The sequence below is a fragment of the Mycobacterium sp. 852002-40037_SCH5390672 genome (genome assembly GCF_001665875.1).
Lineage (GTDB): Bacteria > Actinomycetota > Actinomycetes > Mycobacteriales > Mycobacteriaceae > Mycobacterium.
Map to the genome: position 1 here is coordinate 35,395 of NZ_LZTA01000079.1, position 23,047 is coordinate 58,441.

Annotated in this window: 24 protein-coding genes; 10 read left to right on the forward strand and 14 right to left on the reverse strand. The window is 66.1% G+C overall.

What is annotated here, in order from left to right; genetic code table 11:
- Window positions 1–52 precede the first annotated feature (52 nt).
- From dmpG to A5782_RS13715, 3 genes are read right to left on the reverse strand one after another with little or no spacing between them, the layout of a single operon-like run.
- A complete protein-coding gene (gene dmpG / locus A5782_RS13705; protein WP_067100585.1) occupies window positions 53–1,111 on the reverse strand; it encodes a 4-hydroxy-2-oxovalerate aldolase in 1,059 nt (352 codons plus the stop codon).
- On the reverse strand, window positions 1,108–2,040 hold the full coding sequence (locus A5782_RS13710) for an acetaldehyde dehydrogenase (acetylating) (RefSeq protein WP_067100588.1): 933 nt from the start codon (window positions 2,038–2,040) through the stop codon (window positions 1,108–1,110). The genes dmpG and A5782_RS13710 overlap by 4 nt, the downstream gene beginning before the upstream one ends.
- Before the next feature lie 8 nt (window positions 2,041–2,048).
- Window positions 2,049–2,834, reverse strand: coding sequence for a 2-keto-4-pentenoate hydratase (locus A5782_RS13715; protein ID WP_067100591.1), 786 nt, complete (start codon window positions 2,832–2,834; stop codon window positions 2,049–2,051).
- Window positions 2,835–2,906: 72 nt separating this feature from the next.
- Between A5782_RS13715 and kstD the strand changes: the two genes are divergently transcribed.
- Together kstD and A5782_RS13725 are read left to right on the forward strand one after the other, a co-directional pair.
- Window positions 2,907–4,598 (forward strand): 3-oxosteroid 1-dehydrogenase, encoded by a 1,692-nt coding sequence (kstD, locus tag A5782_RS13720; RefSeq protein WP_067100724.1) that lies wholly within the window; start codon window positions 2,907–2,909, stop codon window positions 4,596–4,598.
- 5 nt (window positions 4,599–4,603) lie between these two features.
- Entirely contained in the window at window positions 4,604–5,476 is an 873-nt protein-coding gene (locus tag A5782_RS13725) for a MaoC family dehydratase (RefSeq protein ID WP_067100594.1), read from the forward strand.
- Between the two features lie 63 nt (window positions 5,477–5,539).
- On the opposite strand, the gene A5782_RS25530 is transcribed toward A5782_RS13725, so the two are convergent.
- From A5782_RS25530 to A5782_RS13755, 7 genes are all read right to left on the reverse strand, one after another.
- Window positions 5,540–6,385 (reverse strand): DUF559 domain-containing protein, encoded by an 846-nt coding sequence (locus tag A5782_RS25530; RefSeq protein ID WP_082942919.1) that lies wholly within the window; start codon window positions 6,383–6,385, stop codon window positions 5,540–5,542.
- Window positions 6,386–6,551: 166 nt separating this feature from the next.
- On the reverse strand, window positions 6,552–7,721 hold the full coding sequence (locus tag A5782_RS13730) for a lipid-transfer protein (protein WP_067100597.1): 1,170 nt from the start codon (window positions 7,719–7,721) through the stop codon (window positions 6,552–6,554).
- On the reverse strand, window positions 7,721–8,122 hold the full coding sequence (locus A5782_RS13735) for a MaoC family dehydratase (RefSeq protein WP_067100600.1): 402 nt from the start codon (window positions 8,120–8,122) through the stop codon (window positions 7,721–7,723). Before A5782_RS13735 ends, A5782_RS13730 begins: the two co-directional genes overlap by 1 nt.
- Window positions 8,119–9,078 (reverse strand): bifunctional MaoC family dehydratase N-terminal/OB-fold nucleic acid binding domain-containing protein, encoded by a 960-nt coding sequence (locus A5782_RS13740; protein ID WP_067100603.1) that lies wholly within the window; start codon window positions 9,076–9,078, stop codon window positions 8,119–8,121. The genes A5782_RS13735 and A5782_RS13740 overlap by 4 nt, the downstream gene beginning before the upstream one ends.
- On the reverse strand, window positions 9,075–10,238 hold the full coding sequence (fadE29, locus tag A5782_RS13745) for an acyl-CoA dehydrogenase FadE29 (protein WP_067100606.1): 1,164 nt from the start codon (window positions 10,236–10,238) through the stop codon (window positions 9,075–9,077). Before fadE29 ends, A5782_RS13740 begins: the two co-directional genes overlap by 4 nt.
- Window positions 10,229–11,254 (reverse strand): acyl-CoA dehydrogenase family protein, encoded by a 1,026-nt coding sequence (locus A5782_RS13750; protein WP_067100610.1) that lies wholly within the window; start codon window positions 11,252–11,254, stop codon window positions 10,229–10,231. The genes fadE29 and A5782_RS13750 overlap by 10 nt, the downstream gene beginning before the upstream one ends.
- Window positions 11,254–12,504: a cytochrome P450 gene (locus tag A5782_RS13755; protein ID WP_067100613.1), complete on the reverse strand. Its 1,251-nt coding sequence runs from the start codon at window positions 12,502–12,504 to the stop codon at window positions 11,254–11,256. The genes A5782_RS13750 and A5782_RS13755 overlap by 1 nt, the downstream gene beginning before the upstream one ends.
- A gap of 132 nt (window positions 12,505–12,636) precedes the next feature.
- On the opposite strand from A5782_RS13755, the gene A5782_RS13760 reads away from it, so the two are divergent.
- From A5782_RS13760 to A5782_RS13775, 4 genes are read left to right on the forward strand one after another with little or no spacing between them, the layout of a single operon-like run.
- Window positions 12,637–13,800 (forward strand): steroid 3-ketoacyl-CoA thiolase, encoded by a 1,164-nt coding sequence (locus A5782_RS13760; protein ID WP_067100617.1) that lies wholly within the window; start codon window positions 12,637–12,639, stop codon window positions 13,798–13,800.
- A gap of 23 nt (window positions 13,801–13,823) precedes the next feature.
- Window positions 13,824–14,216, forward strand: coding sequence for a hypothetical protein (locus A5782_RS13765; protein ID WP_067100621.1), 393 nt, complete (start codon window positions 13,824–13,826; stop codon window positions 14,214–14,216).
- A 55-nt stretch (window positions 14,217–14,271) separates the two neighbouring features.
- Window positions 14,272–14,724 (forward strand): nitroreductase family deazaflavin-dependent oxidoreductase, encoded by a 453-nt coding sequence (locus A5782_RS13770; RefSeq protein ID WP_067100625.1) that lies wholly within the window; start codon window positions 14,272–14,274, stop codon window positions 14,722–14,724.
- A gap of 39 nt (window positions 14,725–14,763) precedes the next feature.
- A complete protein-coding gene (locus A5782_RS13775; RefSeq protein WP_067100628.1) occupies window positions 14,764–15,216 on the forward strand; it encodes a nitroreductase family deazaflavin-dependent oxidoreductase in 453 nt (150 codons plus the stop codon).
- Here the strand turns inward: A5782_RS13775 and A5782_RS13780 are convergent.
- A complete protein-coding gene (locus A5782_RS13780) occupies window positions 15,213–16,127 on the reverse strand; it encodes an SDR family oxidoreductase (protein ID WP_067100631.1) in 915 nt (304 codons plus the stop codon). The two genes, A5782_RS13775 and A5782_RS13780, sit on opposite strands and share 4 nt — an antisense overlap.
- A 14-nt stretch (window positions 16,128–16,141) precedes the next feature.
- Window positions 16,142–16,927 carry an SDR family oxidoreductase gene (locus A5782_RS13785; RefSeq protein ID WP_197694221.1) on the reverse strand — a complete coding sequence of 262 codons (786 nt, stop codon included), beginning with the start codon at window positions 16,925–16,927 and terminating at the stop codon, window positions 16,142–16,144.
- 60 nt (window positions 16,928–16,987) lie between these two features.
- Here A5782_RS13785 and echA20 point away from each other — a divergent pair, with 60 nt between their 5' ends.
- The 4 genes from echA20 to ipdC are packed head-to-tail and all read left to right on the forward strand — an operon-like array spanning window position 16,988 to window position 20,446.
- Entirely contained in the window at window positions 16,988–17,746 is a 759-nt protein-coding gene (gene echA20, locus A5782_RS13790; protein WP_067100634.1) for a (7aS)-7a-methyl-1,5-dioxo-2,3,5,6,7,7a-hexahydro-1H-indene-carboxyl-CoA hydrolase, read from the forward strand.
- Window positions 17,743–18,627, forward strand: coding sequence for a cholesterol ring-cleaving hydrolase subunit IpdA (ipdA, locus tag A5782_RS13795; RefSeq protein ID WP_067100637.1), 885 nt, complete (start codon window positions 17,743–17,745; stop codon window positions 18,625–18,627). Before echA20 ends, ipdA begins: the two co-directional genes overlap by 4 nt.
- Window positions 18,624–19,376 (forward strand): cholesterol ring-cleaving hydrolase subunit IpdB, encoded by a 753-nt coding sequence (gene ipdB, locus A5782_RS13800; RefSeq protein ID WP_067100640.1) that lies wholly within the window; start codon window positions 18,624–18,626, stop codon window positions 19,374–19,376. Before ipdA ends, ipdB begins: the two co-directional genes overlap by 4 nt.
- Window positions 19,376–20,446, forward strand: a complete 1,071-nt coding sequence (gene ipdC / locus A5782_RS13805; protein ID WP_067100645.1) for a (3aS,4S,5R,7aS)-5-hydroxy-7a-methyl-1-oxo-octahydro-1H-indene-4-carboxyl-CoA dehydrogenase — start codon at window positions 19,376–19,378, stop codon at window positions 20,444–20,446. The genes ipdB and ipdC overlap by 1 nt, the downstream gene beginning before the upstream one ends.
- A gap of 49 nt (window positions 20,447–20,495) precedes the next feature.
- Here ipdC and A5782_RS13810 read toward each other — a convergent pair whose 3' ends face one another.
- Window positions 20,496–21,749: a phosphatidylserine decarboxylase family protein gene (locus A5782_RS13810; protein WP_067100648.1), complete on the reverse strand. Its 1,254-nt coding sequence runs from the start codon at window positions 21,747–21,749 to the stop codon at window positions 20,496–20,498.
- 136 nt (window positions 21,750–21,885) lie between these two features.
- A complete protein-coding gene (gene fadA6 / locus A5782_RS13815; RefSeq protein WP_067100651.1) occupies window positions 21,886–23,046 on the reverse strand; it encodes a steroid 3-ketoacyl-CoA thiolase FadA6 in 1,161 nt (386 codons plus the stop codon).
- Window position 23,047: the final 1 nt, after the last annotated feature.

Below are 23,047 nucleotides of genomic sequence, written 5' to 3' on the forward strand. Positions count from 1 at the left end.
TTACTCGCGGCACCTTTGCGCCGCCTCTGCGTGCCGTAGCCGACGCGGCGGGTCACCGCTGGGCGGCGCCGCTTTCCTGCTCGCGCTTGATCTCCAGCGCGATGTCGATGAGCTGGTCTTCCTGGCCACCGATGAGTTTGCGCTGACCGGCGCGGTGCAGCAGCTCATGCGCCGGGACGCCGTAGCGCTCACCCTGGCGGATGGCGTGCTTGAGGAAGCTCGAGTACACGCCGGAATAACCCATGATCAGGGCGTTGCGGTCGAGCAGGCATTCGGCGGGCATGGCCGGGGCGACCACCTCTTCGGCGGCGTCGGCGATGTCGAAGAAGTCGATCCCGGTCTTCACGCCGATCTTGTCGAACACCCCGATCAACGCCTCGACGGGCGCGTTGCCGGCGCCGGCGCCGAACCGGCGGCAGGAGCCGTCGATCTGCTTGGCGCCCGCCCGGACGGCCTCGACGCTGTTGGCCACCCCGAGCCCGAGGTTCTCATGGCCGTGGAAGCCGACCTGAGCGTCGTCGCCGAGCTCGGCGACCAGCGCCGCGACCCGGTCACGCACACCCTCGAGGACCAGCGCGCCGGCCGAATCGACCACGTAGACGCACTGGCAGCCCGCGTCGGCCATGATGCGGGCCTGGGCGGCCAGCTTCTCCGGGGAGATGGTGTGGCTCATCATCAGGAACCCGACGGTTTCCAGGCCGAGTTCGCGGGCCAGGCCGAAGTGCTGGATCGACACGTCGGCCTCGGTGCAGTGCGTGGCGATGCGGCAGATCGAGCCGCCGTTGTTCTGGGCCTCTTTGATGTCTTCCTTGGTGCCGACGCCGGGCAGCATCAAGAAGGCGATCTTGGCTTCTTTGGCGGTCTCGGCGGCGAGCTTGATCAGCTCCTGCTCGGGGGTCTTGGAGAACCCGTAGTTGAAGCTCGAGCCGCCCAGGCCGTCGCCGTGGGTGACCTCGATGACGGGCACTCCCGCGGCGTCCAGGGCGGCCACGATGGCGCCGACCTCGTCGGTGGTGAATTGGTGACGCTTGTGATGGGAGCCGTCGCGCAACGACGTGTCCGTCATCCGGACGTCCCAGATCGGGTTGAAGAAAATCTCCTGAGTGCTCATGACTGCGCTCCTCCGGCCGTCGCGCTCAATGACTCCTTGGCGATCTCCTCGCCGACCTTGGTCGCCGCGGCGGTCATGATGTCCAGGTTGCCCGCATACGGGGGCAGGTAATCGCCGGCGCCCTCGACCTCAACGAAGGTGGTGACCAGGGCCTGGCCGCCGGAGTTGATCGACGGGTCGTCGAACTGGGGCTCGTTGAGCAGCCGGTAACCCGGCACATAGGTCTGCACCTCGGCCACCACGTCGTGGATGGACTTGGCGATCGCGTCCCGGTCGGCGTCCTCCGGGATGGCGCAGAAGATGGTGTCGCGCATGATCATCGGCGGGTCGGCGGGGTTCAGGATGATGATCGCCTTGCCGCGCTTGGCGCCGCCGATGGCCTCCACGCCCCTACTGGTCGTCTTGGTGAACTCGTCGATGTTGGCCCGGGTGCCGGGGCCGGCCGAGAGCGACGCGACCGAGGCGACGATCTCGGCGTAGGGCACGCCACCGATGTCGGCGACGGCGCGTGACACGGCGTAGACGATCGGGATGGTCGCCTGCCCACCGCAGGTGATCATGTTGACGTTCGGTGCGTCCAGGTGCTGGCGCAGATTGGCCGGCGGGATCACCGCCGGACCCACCGCGGCCGGCGTCAGGTCGATGGCCCGGATCCCGGCGGCCTCGTACTTGGGGGCCGCGTCACGGTGCACGTAGGCGCTGGTCGCCTCGAACACCAGGTCGGGCTTCTCCGGCTGCGCCAACAACCAGTCGACACCCTCGTGGGTGGTCTCCAACCCGAGCTTGCGGGCCCGGGCCAAGCCCTCGCTGTCGGGGTCGATGCCCACCATCCAGCGCGGTTCCAGCCAGTCCGATCGCAGCAGCTTGTAGAGCAGGTCAGTGCTGATGTTCCCCGACCCGACAATGGCCACAGTTGCCTTAGTCGGCATGATGCTCCTTACTCGAAAGACAATCGGACCGAACCGAGGCCCGCGAAGTCGGCGACGAAGTTGTCGCCGGGGTGCGCATCGATCGCCCGCGTGCACGACCCGGGCAGCACCACGTCGCCCTTGCGTAACCGCACGCCGAAGCCGTCCACCTTGCGGGCCAGCCACGCCACCGCGGTCACCGGGTTGCCCAGCACCGCGTCGGTACGGCCTTCCGCGACGACTTCACCGTTGCAGCGCAACACCGCATCGATCCCCTTGACGTCGATGTCGCGGGGCGAAACGCGCGCCTCACCGAGCACGAAACCCGCCGACGAGGCGTTGTCGGCGATGGTGTCGCACAGCTCGATCTTCCAGTTGGTGATCCGGGTATCGATCAGCTCGATGGACGGCACCAACGCTTCGGTGGCCGCCAACACGTCGTCCTCGGTGCAGCCGGCTCCCGGCAGGTCCGCGTTCAGGACGAAACCCACCTCAACCTCGACCCGGGGGTACAGGTAGCGGTTGGCCTTGACCGGGGTGTCTTCGAACAACTGCATCTCGTCGAGCAGATGTCCGTAGTCCGGCTCGTCGACGCCCATCATTTGCTGGATCGCCAACGACGACAGCCCCACCTTGTGTCCCAGCACCCGAGCCCCCTCCGCGACTCGCTGGCGGATGTTGATCAGCTGAATCTCGTAGGCGTCGACGACGTCGATATCCGGATAGGCGGCCGTTAGCGGGGCGATCGGCTCGCCGCTCCGCTCGGCTTGCGCCAAGTCGGCAGCCAGCTCGTCGCGCGTGGCAACACTGAGCATTTTTCCAAGTCTCCTCGTACGGTCGACCGGGCCAGTAGCGGCCGCCCCAGGCAATTCTATAACGTGTTCTACATGTCAGCGCAGGAGTACGACGTCGTCGTGGTCGGGAGCGGCGGAGCCGGCATGGTAGCCGCCCTTACCGCCGCTCACCGGGGTCTTTCCACCATAGTCATCGAGAAGGCCCCGCACTTCGGTGGCTCGACCGCGCGCTCAGGCGGCGGTGTTTGGATCCCGAATAACGAAGTGCTCAAGCGTGACGGGGTCCGCGATACCCCCGAGGCCGCCCGCACCTATCTACACGGGATCGTCGGCAACGTCGTCGAGCCCGAACGCATCGATACCTACCTCGAGCGCGGCCCCGAGATGCTGTCCTTTGTGCTGAAGCACACGCCGCTGAAGATGTGCTGGGTGCCGCGGTACTCCGACTACTACCCGGAGTCGCCGGGCGGCCGCGCGGAGGGCCGGTCGATCGAGCCGAAGCCGTTCAACGCCCGTAAGCTCGGCGCCGACGAATCCGGCCTGGAGCCGGCGTACGGCAAGGTTCCGCTGAACGTCGTGGTGATGCAACAGGATTACGTGCGGCTGAACCAGCTGAAGCGTCACCCGCGCGGGGTGCTGCGCAGCCTGAAGGTCGGCGCCCGCACCGTGTGGGCCAAAGCGACCGGCAAGAATCTCGTCGGCATGGGCCGCGCGCTGATCGGGCCGCTGCGTATCGGCTTGCAGAAGGCCGGAGTTCCGGTGGTGCTCAACACCGCGCTCACCGACCTCTACGTCGAAGACGGCGTGGTGCGCGGCGTCTACGTGCGCGTTGCCGGCGATGCCGAATCTGGTGAGCCCCGGCTGATCCGGGCCCGGCGCGGGGTGATCCTTGCATCGGGTGGATTCGAGCACAACGAACAGATGCGAGTGAAATACCAGCGCGCACCGATCAGCACCGAGTGGACCGTCGGCGCGGTGGCCAACACCGGCGACGGAATCCTGGCGGGCGAAAAGCTCGGCGCCGCATTGGACATCATGGAAGACGCCTGGTGGGGGCCGACCGTCCCGCTGGTGGGCGCACCCTGGTTCGCGTTGTCCGAGCGCAACTCGCCCGGGTCGATCATCGTCAACATGTCGGGCAAGCGGTTCATGAACGAGTCGATGCCCTACGTCGAAGCCTGCCACCACATGTACGGCGGCGAATACGGTCAGGGTCCCGGACCGGGCGAGAACATTCCCGCGTGGCTGGTGTTCGACCAGCAATACCGGGACCGCTATATCTTCGCGGGATTGCAGCCCGGACAACGCATTCCGCGCAAGTGGCTGGAGTCCGGCGTCATCATCCAGGCCGACACGCTTGCGGAGCTGGCGCAGAAGGCCGGCCTCCCGGTGACCGAATTCACCGCGACCGTAGAGCGTTTCAACGGCTTCGCGCGCTCCGGCATCGACCAGGACTACCAGCGCGGCGAGAGCGCCTACGACAGGTACTACGGCGACCCGACCAACAAGCCGAACCCCAACCTCGGCGAGCTCAGTCACGCGCCGTACTACGCGGCCAAGATGGTGCCCGGTGACCTGGGCACCAAGGGCGGCATCCGCACCGACATTCACGGCCGGGCGCTGCGCGACGACGGCAGTATCATCGAAGGCCTCTACGCCGCAGGCAATGTCAGCGCTCCGGTGATGGGCCACACCTACCCCGGTCCGGGCGGCACCATCGGTCCGGCCATGACGTTCGGCTACCTGGCGGCGTTGCACATCGCCGGCGGAGCCGGGGAAAGGTAACCGCAATGCCCATCGACGTAGACGTCGCGCTGAACGCCGAGCTGGACCCCATCGAGTTCTCTTGGGCCAGCAGTGATGTGCAGCTCTATCACCTCGGCCTGGGTGCGGGGGCAGACCCGATGAACCCTCGCGAGCTGCGGTACTTGGTCGACGACACCCCGCAGGTGCTGCCGACGTTCGGCAACGTGGCCGCCACCTTCCACGCCACGAAACCGCCGACCGTGCGATTTCCCGGGATCGACATCGAACTGGGCAAGGTGCTGCACGCCAGCGAGCGGGTCGAGACGCCCGCAGCGCTGCCACCGTCGGGCTCGGCGAAGGCCGTCACCCGGTTCACGGACATCTGGGACAAGGGCAAGGCCGCGGTGATTTGGAGCGAGACGACGGTGACCGCGCCCGACGGGACACTGTTGTGGACGCAGCGCCGGTCGATCTTCGCCCGCGGCGAAGGCGGATTCGGCGGCGAGCGTGGTCCGTCATCGTCGGACGCCGCCCCGGACCGGGCTCCCGACTTTGAGGTCGACGTGCCGATCCTGCCGCAGCAGGCGCTGCTCTACCGGCTGTGCGGGGACCGCAACCCCCTGCACTCGGATCCCGAATTCGCCGCTGCCGCAGGCTTTTCCCAGCCTATTCTGCACGGGCTGTGCACTTACGGCATGACCTGCAAGGCGATCACCGATACGGTGCTCGACGGTGATGCCGGCGCGGTGGCTGCCTACGGCGCGCGTTTCGCCGGGGTGGCGTTCCCCGGTGAAACGCTCAAGGTCGGCATCTGGAAGGACTCGGGGCCTGCCGGAGACCGCTTCCTGGCCAGCGTTGTCGCTCCCTCGCGTGACAACGCCGTCGTCCTCGCCGGCGTCGAACTAATCCCGGCGTAGGGATTTGCGTTTTCTTTTGCGCCGAGCGTCGCGCTAGCGTGGCGTTCGGCGTCCACTGCCACGCTAGCGTGACGCTCGACGGGCAATTGCCGATTGAACCCGTCGAACAATCTCGGCCGGCCGATCGCCCGCGACTACCCGGACAACGATCCAGCCCAGCCGCTCGAGCATTTCGGCGCGCCGGATGTCCCATGTGTACTGCCATCGATCACTGCGGTGTTGCTCGCCGTCGTATTCGACGGCGACTTTAACGTCCTCCCAGCCCATGTCGAGATAGACGGTCAGATCGCAAAACTCGTCGCTAACGGCAATTTGCGTTTGGGGAGGAGGTAGGTGGGCCTGTATCAACAGAAGCCGCAGCCACGACTCTTTGGGTGACTGTGCTCCGGGGTCCGCTAGACGTATCGCGGTCCGCGCTCGGCGGATACCGCGACGAGCGTTATACCGCTCCGCCAATATTTCAACGTCAGCTACTTTTACGGCTACTGCCCGCATTAACGCATCGATGGCCGCGACCGCTTCATTAGTCGGGTACCAACAACCCAAGTCGAGTACCGTCCGTGCCGGCGTCGTCACCGGTATCCCATCAATCGATTCGACCTCGTCACATTCGATGTGATCACCGCGCACTCGCAGTCCTGGTAACCGATTTCTGTTGCTGTGCAGGATTTCCAGCGGCGCAGCGGAGTCGATCCACCGAGCACCATGCAGTGCGGAGGCCGAAAGCCCAGCAACGATTCCGCGGCGTCGTGACCACAGCCATCCCGCTCGGGCCCGAACAATTGGGGTCAGCTCAGCGCCCGAGCAGACATACACGTCGCGGAACAGCTTGGTGTACCGAGTCCGCAACGCACTCTTGACGACGGCGCCGTTCGCAACCGCTTCGCTGCCGATGAATGGCTCTGCCATCGCGGCAGCGTTGCACGAGTGGCGTCGAGCGTCACGTCAGTGCATGGCAACCATCCACAGCGTCACCCTAGCGTGACGCTCGGCGGCCACAGCCACGCTAGCGTGACTGCAGTGTGACGCTCGGCGGGAAATGGCCGCACACTCTGCGTTCAGAGCGCCGAGACCACTAGCCCAGGATCAGGCCCGACGTGGGCACGCCGGTGCCCGCGGTGACCAGGACGTGCTCGACGTCGGGCACCGGGTTCACCGAGGTGCCCCGCAATTGCCGCACACCCTCGGCGATGCCGTTCATGCCGTGGATGTAAGCCTCACCGAGTTGGCCGCCATGGGTGTTGATCGGAAGCCGCCCACCGATTTCGATGGCGCCGTTCGCGATGAAGTCCTTGGCCTCGCCCTTCCCGCAGAATCCCAACTCTTCCAACTGAATCAGGGTGAACGGGGTGAAGTGATCGTAGAGCACGGCGGTCTGGATATCGGTCGGCTTCAGGCCCGACTGCTGCCAGAGCTGCTGACCTACGACCCCCATCTCGGGCAGGCCGAGCTCGGGCCGGTAGTAGCTGACCATCGTGTACTGGTCAGGGCTGGAGCCCTGCGCGGCCGCCTCGATGATCGCCGGTCGCTGCTTGAGGTCCCGCGCGCGTTCGGGCGACGTCACCACGATGGCGACCGCCCCGTCGGTTTCCTGGCAGCAGTCCAGCAACCGCAGCGGCTCCGCGATCCACCGCGAATTCTGGTGGTCCTCAATGGATATCGGCTTCTCGTAGAAATACGCCTTCGGGTTCTTGGCCGCATGCTTGCGGTCGGCCACCGAGATCGCGCCGAAGTCCCGGCTGGTCGCACCGGACAGGTGCATGTAGCGCTGAGCGATCATCGCGACCTGAGCGGCCGGTGTGGAAAGCCCGTGCGGATAGGAGAAGGAATTATCCGCCGCCGTCGAATCCGCCTGCATGCCGGCGTTTCCCACCAAGCGGGTCTGCACCTGACCGAACCGCATGCCCGAGCGCTCGTTGAACGCCCGGTACGCGACGACGACGTCGGCCACCCCGGTGGCCACGGCGAGCGCCGCCTGTTGAACCGTCGCGCACGCGGCGCCGCCGCCGTATCCGATCTGCGAGAAGAACTTCAGGTCACCGATGCCGACCGCCCGCGCGACGGCCGTCTCGTTGTTGGTGTCCATGGTGAAGGTGGTCAACCCGTCGACGTCGGACGGGCTCAACCCGGCGTCGTCCAACGCAGCCAAAACCGCCTCGGCCGCCAGCCGCAGCTCACTACGGCCGGAGTCCTTGGAGAAGTCGGTGGCGCCGATGCCGACGATCGCAGCCTTGCCCGACAACATCAGGCACCCCCGATCGTCAGCGTCACGTTCGCGATGACGTGGTCGCCGAGGCTGTTGCGGCCGAAAACCTTCAGCGTGATCAGGCCGTCGTCGATTCCGGTCACCTCGCCGGAGAAGGTGACGGTGTCGTAGGCGTACCACGGCACACCGAGCCGCAACCCGATCGACTTGATCAGCGCCGTCGGACCGGCCCAGTCGGTGACGTAGCGCTGCACCAGCCCGGTGTCGGTCAGGATGTTGACGAAGATGTCCTTGGAACCTTTGGCCTGGGCCAGATCCCGGTCATGGTGCACGTCCTGAAAGTCCCTGGTGGCCAGGGCCGTTGAGATGATAAATGTCGGCGAGCCGTGCAGCTTGAGTTCGGGCAGAGTGGTGCCCACTTCAACAACAGGTGCGCTCATGCTTGATCTCCCAAGGGCTCCCAGGCGTAGAGGCTCCACTCCGGGCCGGACTCACCGGCCGGGAAGTCGATATAGGTTGCGCGAACCGGCATCCCGATTTTAATCTCGGCGGGTTCGACGTTGCGCAGCTCGCCGAGCATACGAACGCCCTCTTCCAGTTCGACCAACGCGATCACGAATGGCAGCGTGCGACCGGGCACCTTCGGTGCGTGATGCACCACGAAGCTGAACACCGTGCCACGGCCGCTGGCCACCGCGAAGTCGACGGGCTCGGCCTTGTCCTGCCATACCGCCGGCACCGGCGGGTGCTGCAGGGTGCCGTCGGCGAGACGCTGGATACGCAGCTCGTGCGCTTTAACGCCCTCCCAGAAGAAGGCGGTGTCGCGTGACACCGCCGGACGCATCATGGCGTCGGCGTCCAGGTCCTCCGGGACCGCGCCGGCATCAGACTTCTCGTGAGGCCTGAATTTCAAGATGCGCCATGCCATCTCGGCGACGTCTTCGTCACCGACCCGCCACGTGATGTGTTGGTTGATGAACCAGCCCTCACCGAGCCCGGTCTGCTTGGGGCCGACGACGTCGCGCATCTCCGAGACGACGGTGACCTGTTCCCCCGGACGCAGATACCGATGGTAGGTCTGCTCGCAGTTGGTCGCGACCACCCCGATGTAGCCGGCCTCGTCGAACAGCTCCATGATCGGGCCCATGGGGTCGTCGGTCGGGCGTTCCCCACCCAGACCGAACATCGTCCACACCTGAATCATGGCCGGCGGGGCCACAATTCCGGGGTGACCGGCGGCCCTGGCGGCGGCCTCGTCGACGTAGATCGGGTTGCGGTCGCCGAGCGCCTCGACCCAGTTGTTGATCGTCGGCTGGTTCACCGGATCCCGGGCGTCACGCGGCTTGGCGACGACGGTGGCCGTGATTTCCGCGATGGCGTCCTGAATGTCGGTCATCGAGGCACCCGCGGCACTTTGAGTCCCGCCGCCGCGATCATCTCCCGCATCACTTCGTTCACGCCCCCGCCGAAGGTGATGACCAGGTTGCGCTTGGTCTGGGAGTCCAGCCAGTTGAGCAGGTCGGCGGTGTCCGAATCGGCGGGGTTGCCGTACCTGCCGACGATCTCCTCGGCGAGTCGCCCGATGTACTGGATGCGCTCCGTGCCAAAGACTTTGGTCGAGGCGGCATCGGCCACGTTGATGTCCTCGCCGGCGGCGGCCACCTGCCAGTTCAGCAACTCGTTGATCCGCCACATCGCATGGATTTCACCGAGGGCCCGCTTAACGTCCTGGTGATCGATCGGCGTGACGCCGTCGCTACCGGGCTTGGACGCCCAGGCGTGCACCCGGTCGTAGATGCCTGCGGTGCGGCCCGCGGGGCCCAGCATGACCCGCTCGTTGTTGAGCTGGGTGGTAATCAGTCGCCATCCACCGTTCTCCTCGCCGACCAGCATGTCGGCGGGCACCCGCACGTCGTTGTAGTACGTGGCGTTGGTGTGGTGGGCACCGTCGGACAGGATGATCGGCGTCCAGGAGTAGCCGGGATCCTTGGTGTCGACGATCAGGATCGAAATGCCTTTGTGCTTCACGGCTTCCGGGTCGGTGCGGCAGGCCAGCCAGATGTAGTCCGCGTCATGGGCGCCGGTGGTGAAGATCTTCTGCCCGTTGACGATGTATTCGTCGCCCTGACGAATGGCGGTGGTTCGCAGGGAGGCCAGGTCGGTGCCGGCCTCGGGCTCGGTGTAGCCGATCGCGAAGTGCACCTCACCGGCCAGGATGGCCGGCAGGAACTTCTTCTTCTGTTCTTCGCTGCCGAACTGCTGCAGTACCGGACCCACCGTCTGCAACGTCACCGCGGGCAGCGGCACGTCGGCCCGGTGCGCCTCGTTGACGAAGATCGACTGCTCGATCGGGCCGAAGCCCAGGCCGCCGAACTCCTTTGGCCATCCGACGCCGAGCTTGCCGTCCCGCCCCATCCGCCGGATCACCGCGCGATAGGCCTCGTTGTGACGGTCTTGTTCCATCGCCATCATCTCGTCGGACGAGATCAGGTTCGAAAAGTATTCCCGCAGTTCGGCTTGCAGCTGACGCTGCTCCGGAGTCAGGTCTATGAACATTGCGCTCCCACCAGATCGAGACGATGAGATGAACCGCCCAGCAGCCGGGACAGGTCCTTGATCGTGGAGTAGTACCGGTGCATCGGATAGGTGATGTCCATGCCCATCCCGCCGTGCAGGTGATGGCAGAGCTGCATCACCGGCGGCGCCTGTGAGGTGATCCAGTAGCCCAGGACATCCAGGTCGTCTTGTACTTGTGGGGCGGATCCGCCCCGTTCCGACAGCCCCCAGGCGACCGACTTCGCCGCCAGATCGATGGTGCGCGAGGCGATGTAGACCTCGGCGAGCTGCGCGGCCACGGTCTGGAACGTCGACAGCGGCTTGCCGAACTGCTTGCGGTTGGCCACGTAGTCGGCCGTGAGACGCAGCGCCCCGGCCACCAGGCCGTCGACGTAGGCACCGTTGGCGGCCAGCACCAACTGGTTGACCCGGGGCGCCCCAGCGCCCGCCAATACGTCGGAGTCTTCGACCGCGACGTCGGCGAACGTGACCGTGCACTCCTGGGAGTCGTTCGAGGTCGGCGTTTGAACCACCTCGACGCCGTTGGCCTTCGGCGACACCACGACCACCGCGCTGTCGGCGGTGACGATGATCCAATCCGCTTGTCCGGCATAGCCAACGCCGACCTTGGTGCCCGACAACCGGCCGTTGGCGAACGTGGTCGAGGGCCGGTCCGGCAGCGCGGTACCCGGCTCGTTGAGCGCAGCGGTCAGGACGGCGCCCTTGGGGACGTCGGCCAAAAACCGATCTTGTTGTTCGTCGGAAGCCAGGTCAACCAGCGCCAGCACGCCGAAACCCAGCGTGGTCAGGGCCGGCGTGATGGCGCCGTGGCGACCGATCTCGGTCAGCACGGTGGCGACCTCGAGCAGACCCACGCCGTCGCCGCCGAGACGCTCGGGCACCGGTAATGCCGTCACACCCCCGTTGACCAACGCGTCCCAGCTCAATTCACGCTCGAACACGGACGTCACCACATCGGCGACGGCCTGTTGCGTCGCAGTGAGATCGAAGTCCATCAGGACTTCACCGCGGCTTTCCCGGCGTAGTCGACCTGCCAGTGCTTGATGCCGTTGAGCCAGCCCGACCGCAACCGCTCGGGCTCACCGACCGGCTTGAGGTCCGGCATGTGATCGGCGACCGCGTTGAAGATCAAGTTGATGGTCATGCGGGCCAGGTTCGCGCCGATGCAGTAGTGGGCGCCGGTGCCGCCGAAGCCGACATGCGGATTCGGGTCGCGCAGGATGTTGAAGCTGTGCGGGTCCTCGAAAACCTCTTCGTCGAAATTGGCCGACCGGTACGACATCACCACCCGCTGGCCCTTCTTGATCTGCACGCCGGCCAACTCGGTGTCCTCGCTGGCGGTGCGCTGGAAGGCCGAAACCGGAGTGGCCCAACGGATGATCTCGTCGGCCGTGGTTGCCGGGCGCTCCTTCTTGAAGAGCTCCCATTGATCGGGGTTGTTCGCCATGGCGATCATGCCGTGCGTGATCGAGTTGCGCGTGGTCTCGTTGCCCGCCACCGCCAGCATGACCACGAAGAAACCGAACTCGTCGTCGGAGAGCTTCTCGCCGTCGATGTCGGCCTGGATGAGTGTGGTGACGATGTCGTCGGTGGGGTTCTTGCCCCGCTCCTCGGCCATGGCCATCGCGTACGTGATCAGCTCCATCGACGACTGTGCCGGATCGACGTGGGCGTACTCGGGGTCGGTGCCACCGGTCATCTCGTTGGACCAGCGGAAGAGCTTGTCGCGGTCCTCCTGGGGAACGCCGAGCAGACCCGCGATGGCTTGCAGCGGCAGCTCGCACGAGACCTCCTCGACGAAGTCGCCGCTACCCTCGGTCGCCGCGGTCTTGGCGATGTTCTGGGCCCGCTGAGCCAGTTCGGCTTCCAGCCGCCCGATCGCCCGCGGGGTGAACCCGCGGGAGATGATCTTGCGCAGCCGGGTGTGGTGCGGTGCGTCCATGTTCAGCATGACGCTGCGCTGCAGTTCGACCTGCTCGCGCTTCATCTCCGGCGGCCAGGTCGGGATGGCGCCGTTCATCCAGCTGGAGAAGATGTCGCTGCGCTTGGACACCTCCTTGACGTCGGCGTGCTTGGTGACGAGCCAGTATCCGTGGTCCTCGAATCCACCCGCGCCATTCGGGATGTCAACCCAGTGGATCGGCTCTGCCTTGCGCAGCTGGGCGAGTTCCTCGACGGGCAATCCGGCAAGGTTGACGTCGGGGTCCAGAAAGTCGAAGTCGGCGGGAATGTTGGGGGGTGCCATGTAGGGTGTGCTCCTTTTACAACACTAATTGCAACGTGTTCTAGTTCCAGTAAAACACGCCTCGTAGGCAGATAAAAGGCAGGTCACCATCCTCGCTTGTCAGAGTAATGAAACGTGTTCTAGCCTGACGGAATGGGTAACCCTGTCATCGTTGAAGCCACTCGTAGCCCCATCGGCAAGCGGAACGGATGGCTGTCCGGTTTGCACGCCACCGAGCTGTTAGGAGCGGTCCAGAAGGCGCTGATCGAGAAGGCCGGCATCGACGCCGGTGAGGTCGAACAGGTGATCGGCGGCTGCGTGACACAGTACGGCGAGCAGTCCAACAACATCAGCCGGGTCAGCTGGCTGGTGGCCGGGCTGCCGGAGCACGTCGGCGCGATGACGGTGGACTGCCAGTGCGGCAGCGGTCAACAGGCCAACGGCCTGGTCGCAGGTCTGATCGCGGCGGGTGCCATCGACATCGGTATCGCGTGCGGCATCGAGGCCATGAGCCGCGTCGGACTCGGCGCCAATGCCGGTCCGGACCGCACCATCCTGCGGCCCGCGTCGTGGGACATCGACCTGCCCGACCAGTTCACCGCGGCCGAGCGGATCGCCAAGCGGCGCGGCATCACCCGGGAAGACATCGACGAGTTCGGTTTGGCCTCGCAGACCAAGGCCAAGCAGGCCTGGGAAGAAGGCCGCTTCGACCGCGAGATCTCCCCGATCGAAGCCCCGGCGCTCGACGAGAACAAACGACCGACGTCCGAGCGCGTCACCATCAGCCGCGACCAGGGTCTGCGCGAGACCACGCTGTCGGGCTTGAGCGCGCTGAAGCCGGTCCTCGAGGGCGGAATCCACACGGCGGGAACGTCGTCGCAGATTTCGGACGGCGCGGCGGCCGTGCTGTGGATGGACGAGGACAAGGCCAAGGCGCTCGGCCTTCGGCCGCGGGCCCGCATCGTCAGTCAGGCCCTGGTCGGTGCCGAGCCGTACTACCACCTGGACGGGCCGGTGCAGTCGACGGCGAAGGTGCTGGAGAAGGCCGGGATGAAGATGGGTGACATCGACATCACCGAGATCAACGAGGCATTCGCGTCGGTGGTGCTGTCGTGGGCACGGGTGCACGACCCGGACATGACCAAGGTCAACGTCAACGGCGGTGCCATCGCGCTGGGCCACCCGGTCGGCAGCACCGGCAGCCGTCTGATCACCACCGCTCTGCACGAGCTGGAACGCTCCGACCAGACCACCGCGCTGATCACCATGTGCGCGGGCGGCGCCCTGTCGACCGGCACCATCATCGAGCGCATCTAGCGCTCGATCATTTCCAGCTTCCGGTGAGCATCTCCGATGAAAGCCGCATCGCTGCGGCACAGTCCTACATCGACGCGCTGGTCAACCATGACGGTGACGCCGTTCCGTTCGCTGCTCGCTGCACCCGCATCGAGCAGGGGATAAAGAACGGTTTCTCCGGAAATCATCTGCGGCGCAGCCTCAATCGCGGACTGCAGTATCGGGTGCTCGCGGACACGACGCCACCGGAGTACCGCATCGACGGCGACCGGGTGTACGCGGCGTACCAGGTGCTGACCAAGGCGGCGTTCGGTCGCCGGCGGCTCGCCGCGCACGTCAACGAGACCTTCGTCATTCCCGCCGAAAGCGCAACAGGGAAGGCCGAAATCCAGCACATCGACGTTCGCTTCCAACCGTTCATCCAGCAGCGCCGGTAACGACCTAGCCCGCAGCGCCGGGTCCGGAGGAACCGGCCGAGCACAGAGGAACATCATGCCGAAATCGAAGCCGCGTGCACTGAACGCGCCGTGGGTCAGCTTCATCATCAAATGGATGGCCAAGAGCAACGCGTGGATCTATCAGCGCAGCAACGGAAAATTCGGCGACACCTTCCAGAAGGCTCCCGTCGCGCTGCTCACCACCACGGGCCGCAAGAGCGGCGAACCGCGAGTCAGCCCGCTGCTTTACCTGCGCGAGGGGAACCGGGTGATCCTGGTCGCCTCGAAGGGCGGCAGCGACAAACACCCGCAGTGGTATCTCAACCTCAAGGCCAATCCCGGAGTCTCCGTGCAGATCAAGGACGAGGTGCTGCAGCTACAGGCCCGCGATGCCACCGAGGCGGAGCGGGCCGAGTACTGGCCCAAGTTGGACGCCATGTATCCCTCCTTCGACGACTACCGGGCCTGGACCGATCGCGTCATCCCGGTAGTGATCTGCGATCCGTAGCGTTTCCCGTGGCCCAGGCGGGGAATCATCCGGGGCAAGATGTCCCACCGTCGCTGGATTCGTAACTCGCGCCCGATTGCGCTGCTGCTCAAGTATTTCGCGCGTGCGCATATCTGGGCGTACCAACGAACGAACGGCAAGATCGGTGCCAAGCTGGTGCGGTTCCCGGCGGCCTTGCTGACCACCACCGGGCGCAGGTCCGACGAGCCCCGAACCACGGCAACGCTGTACCTGCGCGACGGCGACCGGGTGATCGTGCCCGCGTCCTTCGGCGGGCGCGACGAAGATCCGTTGTGGTACCTCAACCTCAAAGAGAACCCCGACGTGCGGGTACAGATCCGCGCCCAGCACCTGGACTTGGTCGCCCGCGACGCGACCAACGCTGAGCGCGAACGGTATTGGCCACGATTGACGCGAATGTATCCGCCCTATCGCAAGTATCGCGAGGCCGCCGACCGGGTCATCCCGCTCGTAGTGTGCGAACCGCGCTAGGCGCCGTAAACCGGGACCGGCCGGCGCGCCTTGGCGAGCAGGTCGGCGACGACACGTCCCAATTCCGCGGGATCCCACCTCGCGCCCTTGTCGATCTCCGGTCCGTGGGCCCAGCCCTCGGCGACGCGGATCTTGCCGCCCTCGACCTCGAACACCTTGCCGGTGACATCGCGGGATTCGGCACTGCCCAACCAGACCACCAGCGGCGAGATGTTTTCCGGCGCCATGGCGTCGAAATCCTGGTCCTGCGTCGCCATCATCTCGGCGAACACGGTCTCGGTCATCCGGGTGCGGGCCGAGGGCGCGATGGCGTTGACGGTGACGCCGTAACGCCCCATCTCGGCGGCGCCGACCAGCGTCAACGCCGCGATGCCCGCCTTGGCGGCACTGTAGTTGCCCTGCCCGACGCTGCCCTGCAGGCCGGCACCCGAACTGGTGTTGATGATCCGGGCGTCAATGTCTTTCGGGGCTTTTCCCTCTTTGGACAGACGCCGCCAGTACGACGCGGCGTGGCGCATCATGGCGAAGTGACCCTTGAGGTGCACGGCGATGACGGCGTCGAACTCCTCTTCGCTGGTGTTCGCCATCATCCGATCGCGCACGATCCCGGCGTTGTTCACCAAAATGTCCAGCCCGCCGAATGTTTCGACGGCGGTCTGGATCAGGCTCGCCGCCTGGTCCCAATCGGCGATGTTGGATCCGTCGGCGACGGCTTCGCCACCGGCGGCGGTGATCTCGTCGACGACACCCTGAGCGGCGCTGCCGCCGCCGGCCGGTGAACCATCAAGGCCCACCCCGATGTCGTTGACCACCACCCGTGCCCCTTCCTCGGCGAAGGCCAGCGCGTGCGCGCGACCGATGCCGCCGCCCGCTCCGGTGACGATGACGACGCGGCCGTCAACCACTCCCATATCTGTTGTCTCCTCTACTTGATCGCGCTCGCGTTGGTGGTGGCCAGATAGTGCGGCGGCTCGCCACCGCCGTGCACCTCTAGCGAGGCCCCGCTGATGTAGGACGCCGCGTCGGATGCCAGGAATGCTGCGGCCCAACCGATGTCGGCTGGCTCGGCCAGCCGGCCGAGCGGCACGTTCTTGGAGATCGCGGCGATGGACTCGGCGTCACCATAGAACAGTTCGGACTGCTCGGTCTCCACCATGCCGACCACACAGGCGTTCACCCGGACCTTCGGCCCCCACTCCACGGCCAGCGTCTGCGTGATGCTTTCCAGGCCCGCCTTGGCCGCCCCGTACGCGCCGGTTCCCGGGGATGGCCGACGGCCGGACAGACTGCAGATGTTGACGATCGAGCCACCCTGCTGCTGGCTTTGCATGTGAGCGTTCGCGTGCTGCGAAACCGACAGCGCACCAAGCAGATTGAGCTCGATGATCTTGCGGTTGAACTTGGCGCTGGACTCCGCGGTCAGCACGTAGGGCGATCCGCCGGCGTTGTTGACGACGACGTCGAGGCGCCCGTGCCGGTCCACGATGGTGTCGATCAATCCTTTGACGGCGTCGTCGTCGCGGACGTCGCAGGAGTGGAATTCATACGGCAGTCCCTCGACCGCGCGCCGCGCGCAGGTGACGACGGTGGCGCCTTGCTGGGCGAAAACGGAGCTGATGCCGGCACCCACCCCGCGAACACCGCCGGTGACGAGAACCACCCGCCCGGCCAGCCCCAAGTTGATGGCGTCGGATGCTTCGGCGCGAGTCACTGTGCTAGCGTACCAAGCAAGTGCTTGCTTAGGTAGTTACCCCCACAAGGAAGTGGCACCTTGCCCATCACATCCACAACCACCGAACCGGGCATCGTCGCGGTTACCGTCGACTTCCCGCCCGTCAATGCCATCCCGTCGCGCGGCTGGTTCGAACTTGCCGACACCATCACGGCCGCGGGTCATGACCCCAAGACCCACGTGGTGATCCTGCGCGCCGAGGGCCGCGGCTTCAACGCCGGGGTCGACATCAAGGAGATGCAGCGCACCGAGGGATTCGCCGCGCTGATCGACGCCAACCGCGGCTGCTTCGCCGCGTTCCGCGCGGTGTACGAGTGCGCGGTGCCCGTCGTCGCGGCCGTGAACGGATTCTGCGTGGGCGGCGGCATCGGATTGGTCGGCAACTCCGACGTCATCGTGGCCTCCGACGACGCCACCTTCGGGCTGCCGGAGGTGGAACGCGGCGCCCTCGGCGCGGCCACCCATCTGTCCCGGCTGGTGCCCCAGCACCTGATGCGGCGATTGTTCTTCACCGCCGCCACGGTCGACGCCGCCACCCTGCACCACTTCGGTTCGGTGCACGAGGTGGTGCCGCGCGACGAGCTGGACGAGGCCGCGTTGCGGGTCGCGCGCGACATCGCCGCCAAGGACACCCGCGTCATCCGGGCCGCCAAGGAGGCGCTGAATCTGATCGACGTCCAGCGGGTCAACTCGAGTTACCGCATGGAGCAAGGCTTTACGTTCGAGCTCAATCTTGCCGGGGTGTCCGACGAGCACCGCGACGCGTTCGCCGGCACGACGAAGGGTGAGAAGTCGTGAGCGACAAGAGAACCACCGTCGACGACGCCGTCGCGCAATTGCGCAGCGGCATGACGATCGGTATCGGCGGCTGGGGCTCGCGGCGCAAACCCATGGCGTTCGTCCGTGCCCTGCTGCGCACCGACATCACCGACCTGACCGTGGTCACCTACGGCGGGCCCGACGTGGGCCTGCTGTGCTCGGCCGGCAAGGTCAAGCGCGTCTACTACGGATTCGTCTCGCTGGACTCCCCGCCCTTCTACGACCCCTGGTTCGCCAAGGCCCGCGCCAATGGCGCGATCGAGGCCCGGGAGATGGATGAAGGCATGCTGCGCTGCGGTCTGCAGGCCGCCGCGCAACGCCTGCCGTTCCTGCCGATTCGGGCGGGGCTGGGCAGCTCGGTCCCGGACTTCTGGGACGGTGAGCTGCAGACGGTCACCAGCCCGTATCCGGCACCCGGCGGGGGGCACGAGACCCTGATCGCGATGCCGGCGCTGCGCCTGGACGCCGCGTTCGCCCACCTCAATCTGGGTGACGTGCAAGGCAATGCGGCCTACACCGGCATCGACCCCTACTTCGACGACCTGTTCCTGATGGCCGCCGAGAAGCGCTTCCTGTCGGTGGAGCGCGTCGTTTCCACCCAGGAGTTGGTCAAGGCGGTCCCCCCGCAGGCGCTGCTGGTGAACCGCATGATGGTCGACGGCGTCGTCGAGGCTCCCGGCGGTGCCCACTTCACCACCGCCGCACCGGATTACGGCCGTGACGAGAAGTTCCAGCGGCATTACGCCGAAGCGGCTTCGACGGATGAGGGTTGGCAGCAGTTCGTGCAAACCTTCCTGTCGGGCGGCGAAGACGACTATCAGGCGGCCGTGCGCGCTTTCATCCAGGAGGCTTCTTCATGAGCGGCGAAGCGATCACCCGACCCGAGATCTGCGCAGTCGCCTGTGCCGAATTGTTCCGGGACGCCGGCGAGATCATGGTCAGCCCCATGACGAACATGGCCTCGGTCGGCGCGCGTCTGGCCCGGTTGACCTTTTCGCCGGACATCCTGCTGACCGACGGCGAGGCGCAGCTGCTGGCCGAGACCCCGGCTCTGGGCGCGTCCGCCCCCGTCGAGGGCTGGATGCCGTTCGCCCGGGTTTTCGAAACCCTGGCGTGGGGCCGGCGCCACGTGGTGATGGGCGCCAATCAGGTTGACCGCTTTGGCAATCAGAACATCTCGGCGTTCGGCCCGCTGCAGCAACCCAAACGCCAGATGTTCGGCGTCCGCGGTGCGCCCGGCAACGCCATCAACCACGCCACCAGCTACTGGGTGGGCAACCACTCCAAGCGGGTGTTCTGCGAGAAGGTCGACATCGTCTGCGGAATCGGCTGGGACAATGTGGACGCCGACAATCCGGCGTTTCGCTTCGCCAACACCTATCGCGTGGTGTCCAACCTCGGCGTGTTCGACTTCGACGGCCCCGAGCGCAGCATGCGGGCGGTGTCCCTGCATCCCGGCGTTTCGGCCGACGAGGTCGCCGAGAACACCTCGTTCGAGCTGCACGGCCTGGACGGCGCCGCGGAGACCAGGCTGCCGACCGACGATGAGCTCCGCCTGATCCGAGAGGTCATCGATCCGAAGGCGCTGCGCGACAGAGAGATCCGTTGATGAAGCTGCGCACGCCGCTGACCGAGCTGGTCGGTGTCGAGCACCCGGTGGTCCAGACCGGGATGGGCTGGGTGGCCGGCGCCCGGCTGGTGTCCGCCACGGCCAACGCCGGCGGGCTCGGCATCCTGGCTTCGGCCACCATGACGCTGGACGAATTGGCGACCGCCATCGCCAAGGTCAAGGCCGCCACGGACAAGCCGTTCGGGGTGAACATCCGCGCCGACGCCGCCGACGCCGGCGACCGCGTCGACCTGATGATCCGCGAAGGCGTCAAGGTGGCGTCCTTCGCCCTGGCGCCCAAGCAGGAGCTCATCGCTCGGCTCAAAGATGCCGGAGCCGTGGTGATTCCGTCGATCGGCGCGGCCAAGCACGCCCGCAAGGTCGCGGGCTGGGGCGCCGACGCGATGATCGTGCAGGGCGGCGAGGGCGGTGGGCACACCGGACCGGTCGCCACGACGCTGCTGCTGCCCTCGGTGCTCGACGCCGTGCAGGGCAGCGGCATCCCGGTGATCGCGGCGGGCGGATTCTTCGACGGGCGCGGCCTGGCGGCCGCGCTGAGCTACGGCGCCGCCGGCGTGGCAATGGGAACCCGGTTCCTGCTCACCTCGGATTCGACTGTGCCGGAAGCTGTGAAGCGCCGTTACCTGGAGTCGGCGCTGGACGGCACGGTGGTCACCACCCGCGTCGACGGGATGCCGCATCGGGTGCTGCGTACCGGCCTGGTCGAGAAGCTGGAAGGCGGTTCGCCGGTGCGGGGTCTGACCGCGGCCGTGCGCAATGCCGCCAAGTTCAAGCACATGTCGCAGATGACCTGGCGGTCGATGATCAGCGACGGCCTCGCGATGCGCCACGGCAAGGAGCTGACCTGGTCGCAGGTGGTGATGGCGGCCAACACGCCAATGCTGTTGAAAGCCGGCCTCGTTGACGGCGACACCGATGCCGGCGTACTGGCTTCCGGACAGGTGGCCGGCATTCTCGATGATCTGCCGTCATGCGCCGAGCTGATCGAGTCGATCGTGCGCGACGCCATCGAGCACCTGCAAGCGGCATCCGGTTTCATCCAGGGCTAACCGCATCAAAAGGGTTGCTGCGCGCCCGGGCGCGATGCGATACCAGCGCTCAGTTCGCAGTCGCGAGTTTGGAGCGGACGCGGACCAGCGGCGGATTGGGGTTCTGTGGCTGCGGAACGGCGGCCAGGCTGAAGTCCGCGATCACGCCCGGGCGGAAGATGAGGCACTCGGTAGAGCCACCGAACTGGAAGTAGCCCAGTTCATCTCCTTTGGCGATCCGAGTGCCCGGCTTGACGTTCGGGCTGATCATGCACGAGGACACCTCGGACATGCCTACGCCGAGGAAGGCGACAAGACCGATGTCCGGATCGTCGGCCTCGATGAGGATGATTGCGCGCGCGGCGACATGGGCCAAATAGGACTGCGACGTGGTCGGGTCGACCGCTTGGGCGCCCTCCGAGTCGTCCTCGGAGTAGTAGGTACCGTCCTGGACGAATGCGCGCACGATGGTGCCGGTGACGGGGCTATGCCAGCGGTGGTAGTTGGTGGCGCTCAAAAACGCTTGGTAGACGGTGCCGCCGACGAACTCATCGACCGCCTCGTCGTTGGCCAGCAGGTCGTTGAGTGAATAGGGTTGGCGTTTGATCCAGAAGCGGTCCTGGCGTTGCACGCCGGTGCTGATCCGGTAGGGCGTCGACTCGCAAGCACTGACGATCACTTTGTCGTTCTCAGGGCCGGCGACCGGACGGGCGGTCTCGGTGAAGCGGCGGGTGAAGAAGTCATTCCACGACGTGAAGCCCCAGTGCTCGTCGGTCGGATCGTGCACGTATTCTTCGATGCCCACCGCACGTATTGCCGCCTCGCACTTCCAGCCCGACGGCGAATCGTTCAGCACGTACAGCGAATCCGCGCTGCTGAGGAACTGACACCAGGCGTTGAGAATTTTCTTCAGCATCGCGTTGATCCGCGGATCGCGGTAGGCGGCGAACCCGGCGGGCGTGCCCATGGTCCAGTCCAGGATCGCGTTGAGCGGCAGGGTCACCGCATTCTCGCCGAATTCGGGCGCCATGGTCAGCACCTCGTTGATCATGCGCAGCAGCTGGGGCACGTCGTGTAGGTGCCGTTTGCGATACGGCTTGCGCTCGGGCACCTGGGCGATCATCTCGTTGAGGTACAGCCGCACCACCGGATCGGCGTCGATCAACTGCTGGAACTCGATGAGCACGGGATGCAGCTCGACGTCCTCGCCGCGGCTCTGCGTCCGGTCGGTGTGGCCCTCGAGCCAGGACTCGAGATCTTCTTGGTTGGCGGGCAGCCAGCCGGCCAATTGCGGTGCGCTTCTGCTTTCACTGCGTGACGTCATAACTGGCCAGATAACCGCCGCCCGGCAATCGAAACATGGGCCAGGCATATGCGCGCCGAGACTGAAGCTACGCGCACTGTGCGCGGCGCGTCGTGTGGGTAGCTTCAGTGTTGCGCTACAGGGGCGTGCGTCGGGATTACAGCCGCTCGATGATCGTGACGTTGGCCGTGCCGCCACCTTCGCACATCGTTTGCAGGCCATAGCGGCCGCCGATGCGCTCCAGCTCATTGAGCATGGTGGTGAACAGCTTGGCGCCGGTGGCACCCAGCGGATGGCCGAGCGCGATCGCACCACCGTTGGGGTTGACCTTCTGTGGGTCCGCCTTGATTTCCTTGAGCCAGGCCAACACCACCGGCGCGAACGCCTCGTTGATCTCGACGGTGTCGATGTCGTCGATGGACAGCCCGGCTTTGTCCAGTGCGTAGCGGGTTGCCGGGATGGGCCCGGTCAGCATGAAGACCGGGTCGGCGGCGCGAGCGCTGATGTGGTGGATGCGGGCCCTCGGCGTCAGATTGTGTGCCTTGACGGCCTTTTCGGACGCCAGCAGCACCGCACTGGCGCCGTCGGAAATCTGGCTCGCCATGGCCGCCGTCAGCCGGCCACCCTCGACCAGCGGCTTGAGCCCCGCCATCTTCTCCAGCGACGACTCGCGCGGCCCCTCGTCAACCCGGAACGGTCCGGATTCCGTTTCGACGGTGATGATCTCGTTGTCGAAGTGACCACCGCGGATGGCCGCGAACGCGCGCTCATGGCTGGTCAGCGCGTAGCGCTCCATCTCTTCGCGCGACAGGTTCCATTTCTCGGCGATCAGCTCCGAGCCGCGGAACTGCGAGATCTCCTGGTCGCCGTAGCGGTGCAGCCACTGCTTGGATTCGTTGGTCGGCGAGGTGAAGCCGAACTGCTCGCCCACCGTCATGGCCGACGAGATCGGGATCTGGCTCATGTTCTGCACGCCGCCCGCGACGATCAGATCGGCGGTACCGGACAGGACCGCTTGTGCACCAAAGGAGATCGCCTGCTGGCTGGAGCCACACTGCCGGTCGACGGTGACGCCGGGAACCTCTTCGGGATAGCCGGCGGCCAGCCAGGAGAGCCGGGCGATGTTGCCCGCCTGCGCGCCGATGGCATCGACACAGCCGGCGATCACGTCATCGACGGCAGCGGGGTCGACGTCGACCCGGTCGAGTAGTCCGCGCCATCCCAGGGCACCCAGATCCAAAGGATGTATCCCGGCCAGCGAGCCGCCGCGTTTGCCGACCGCGGTACGCACAGCGTCGATGACGTATGCCTCTGCCATC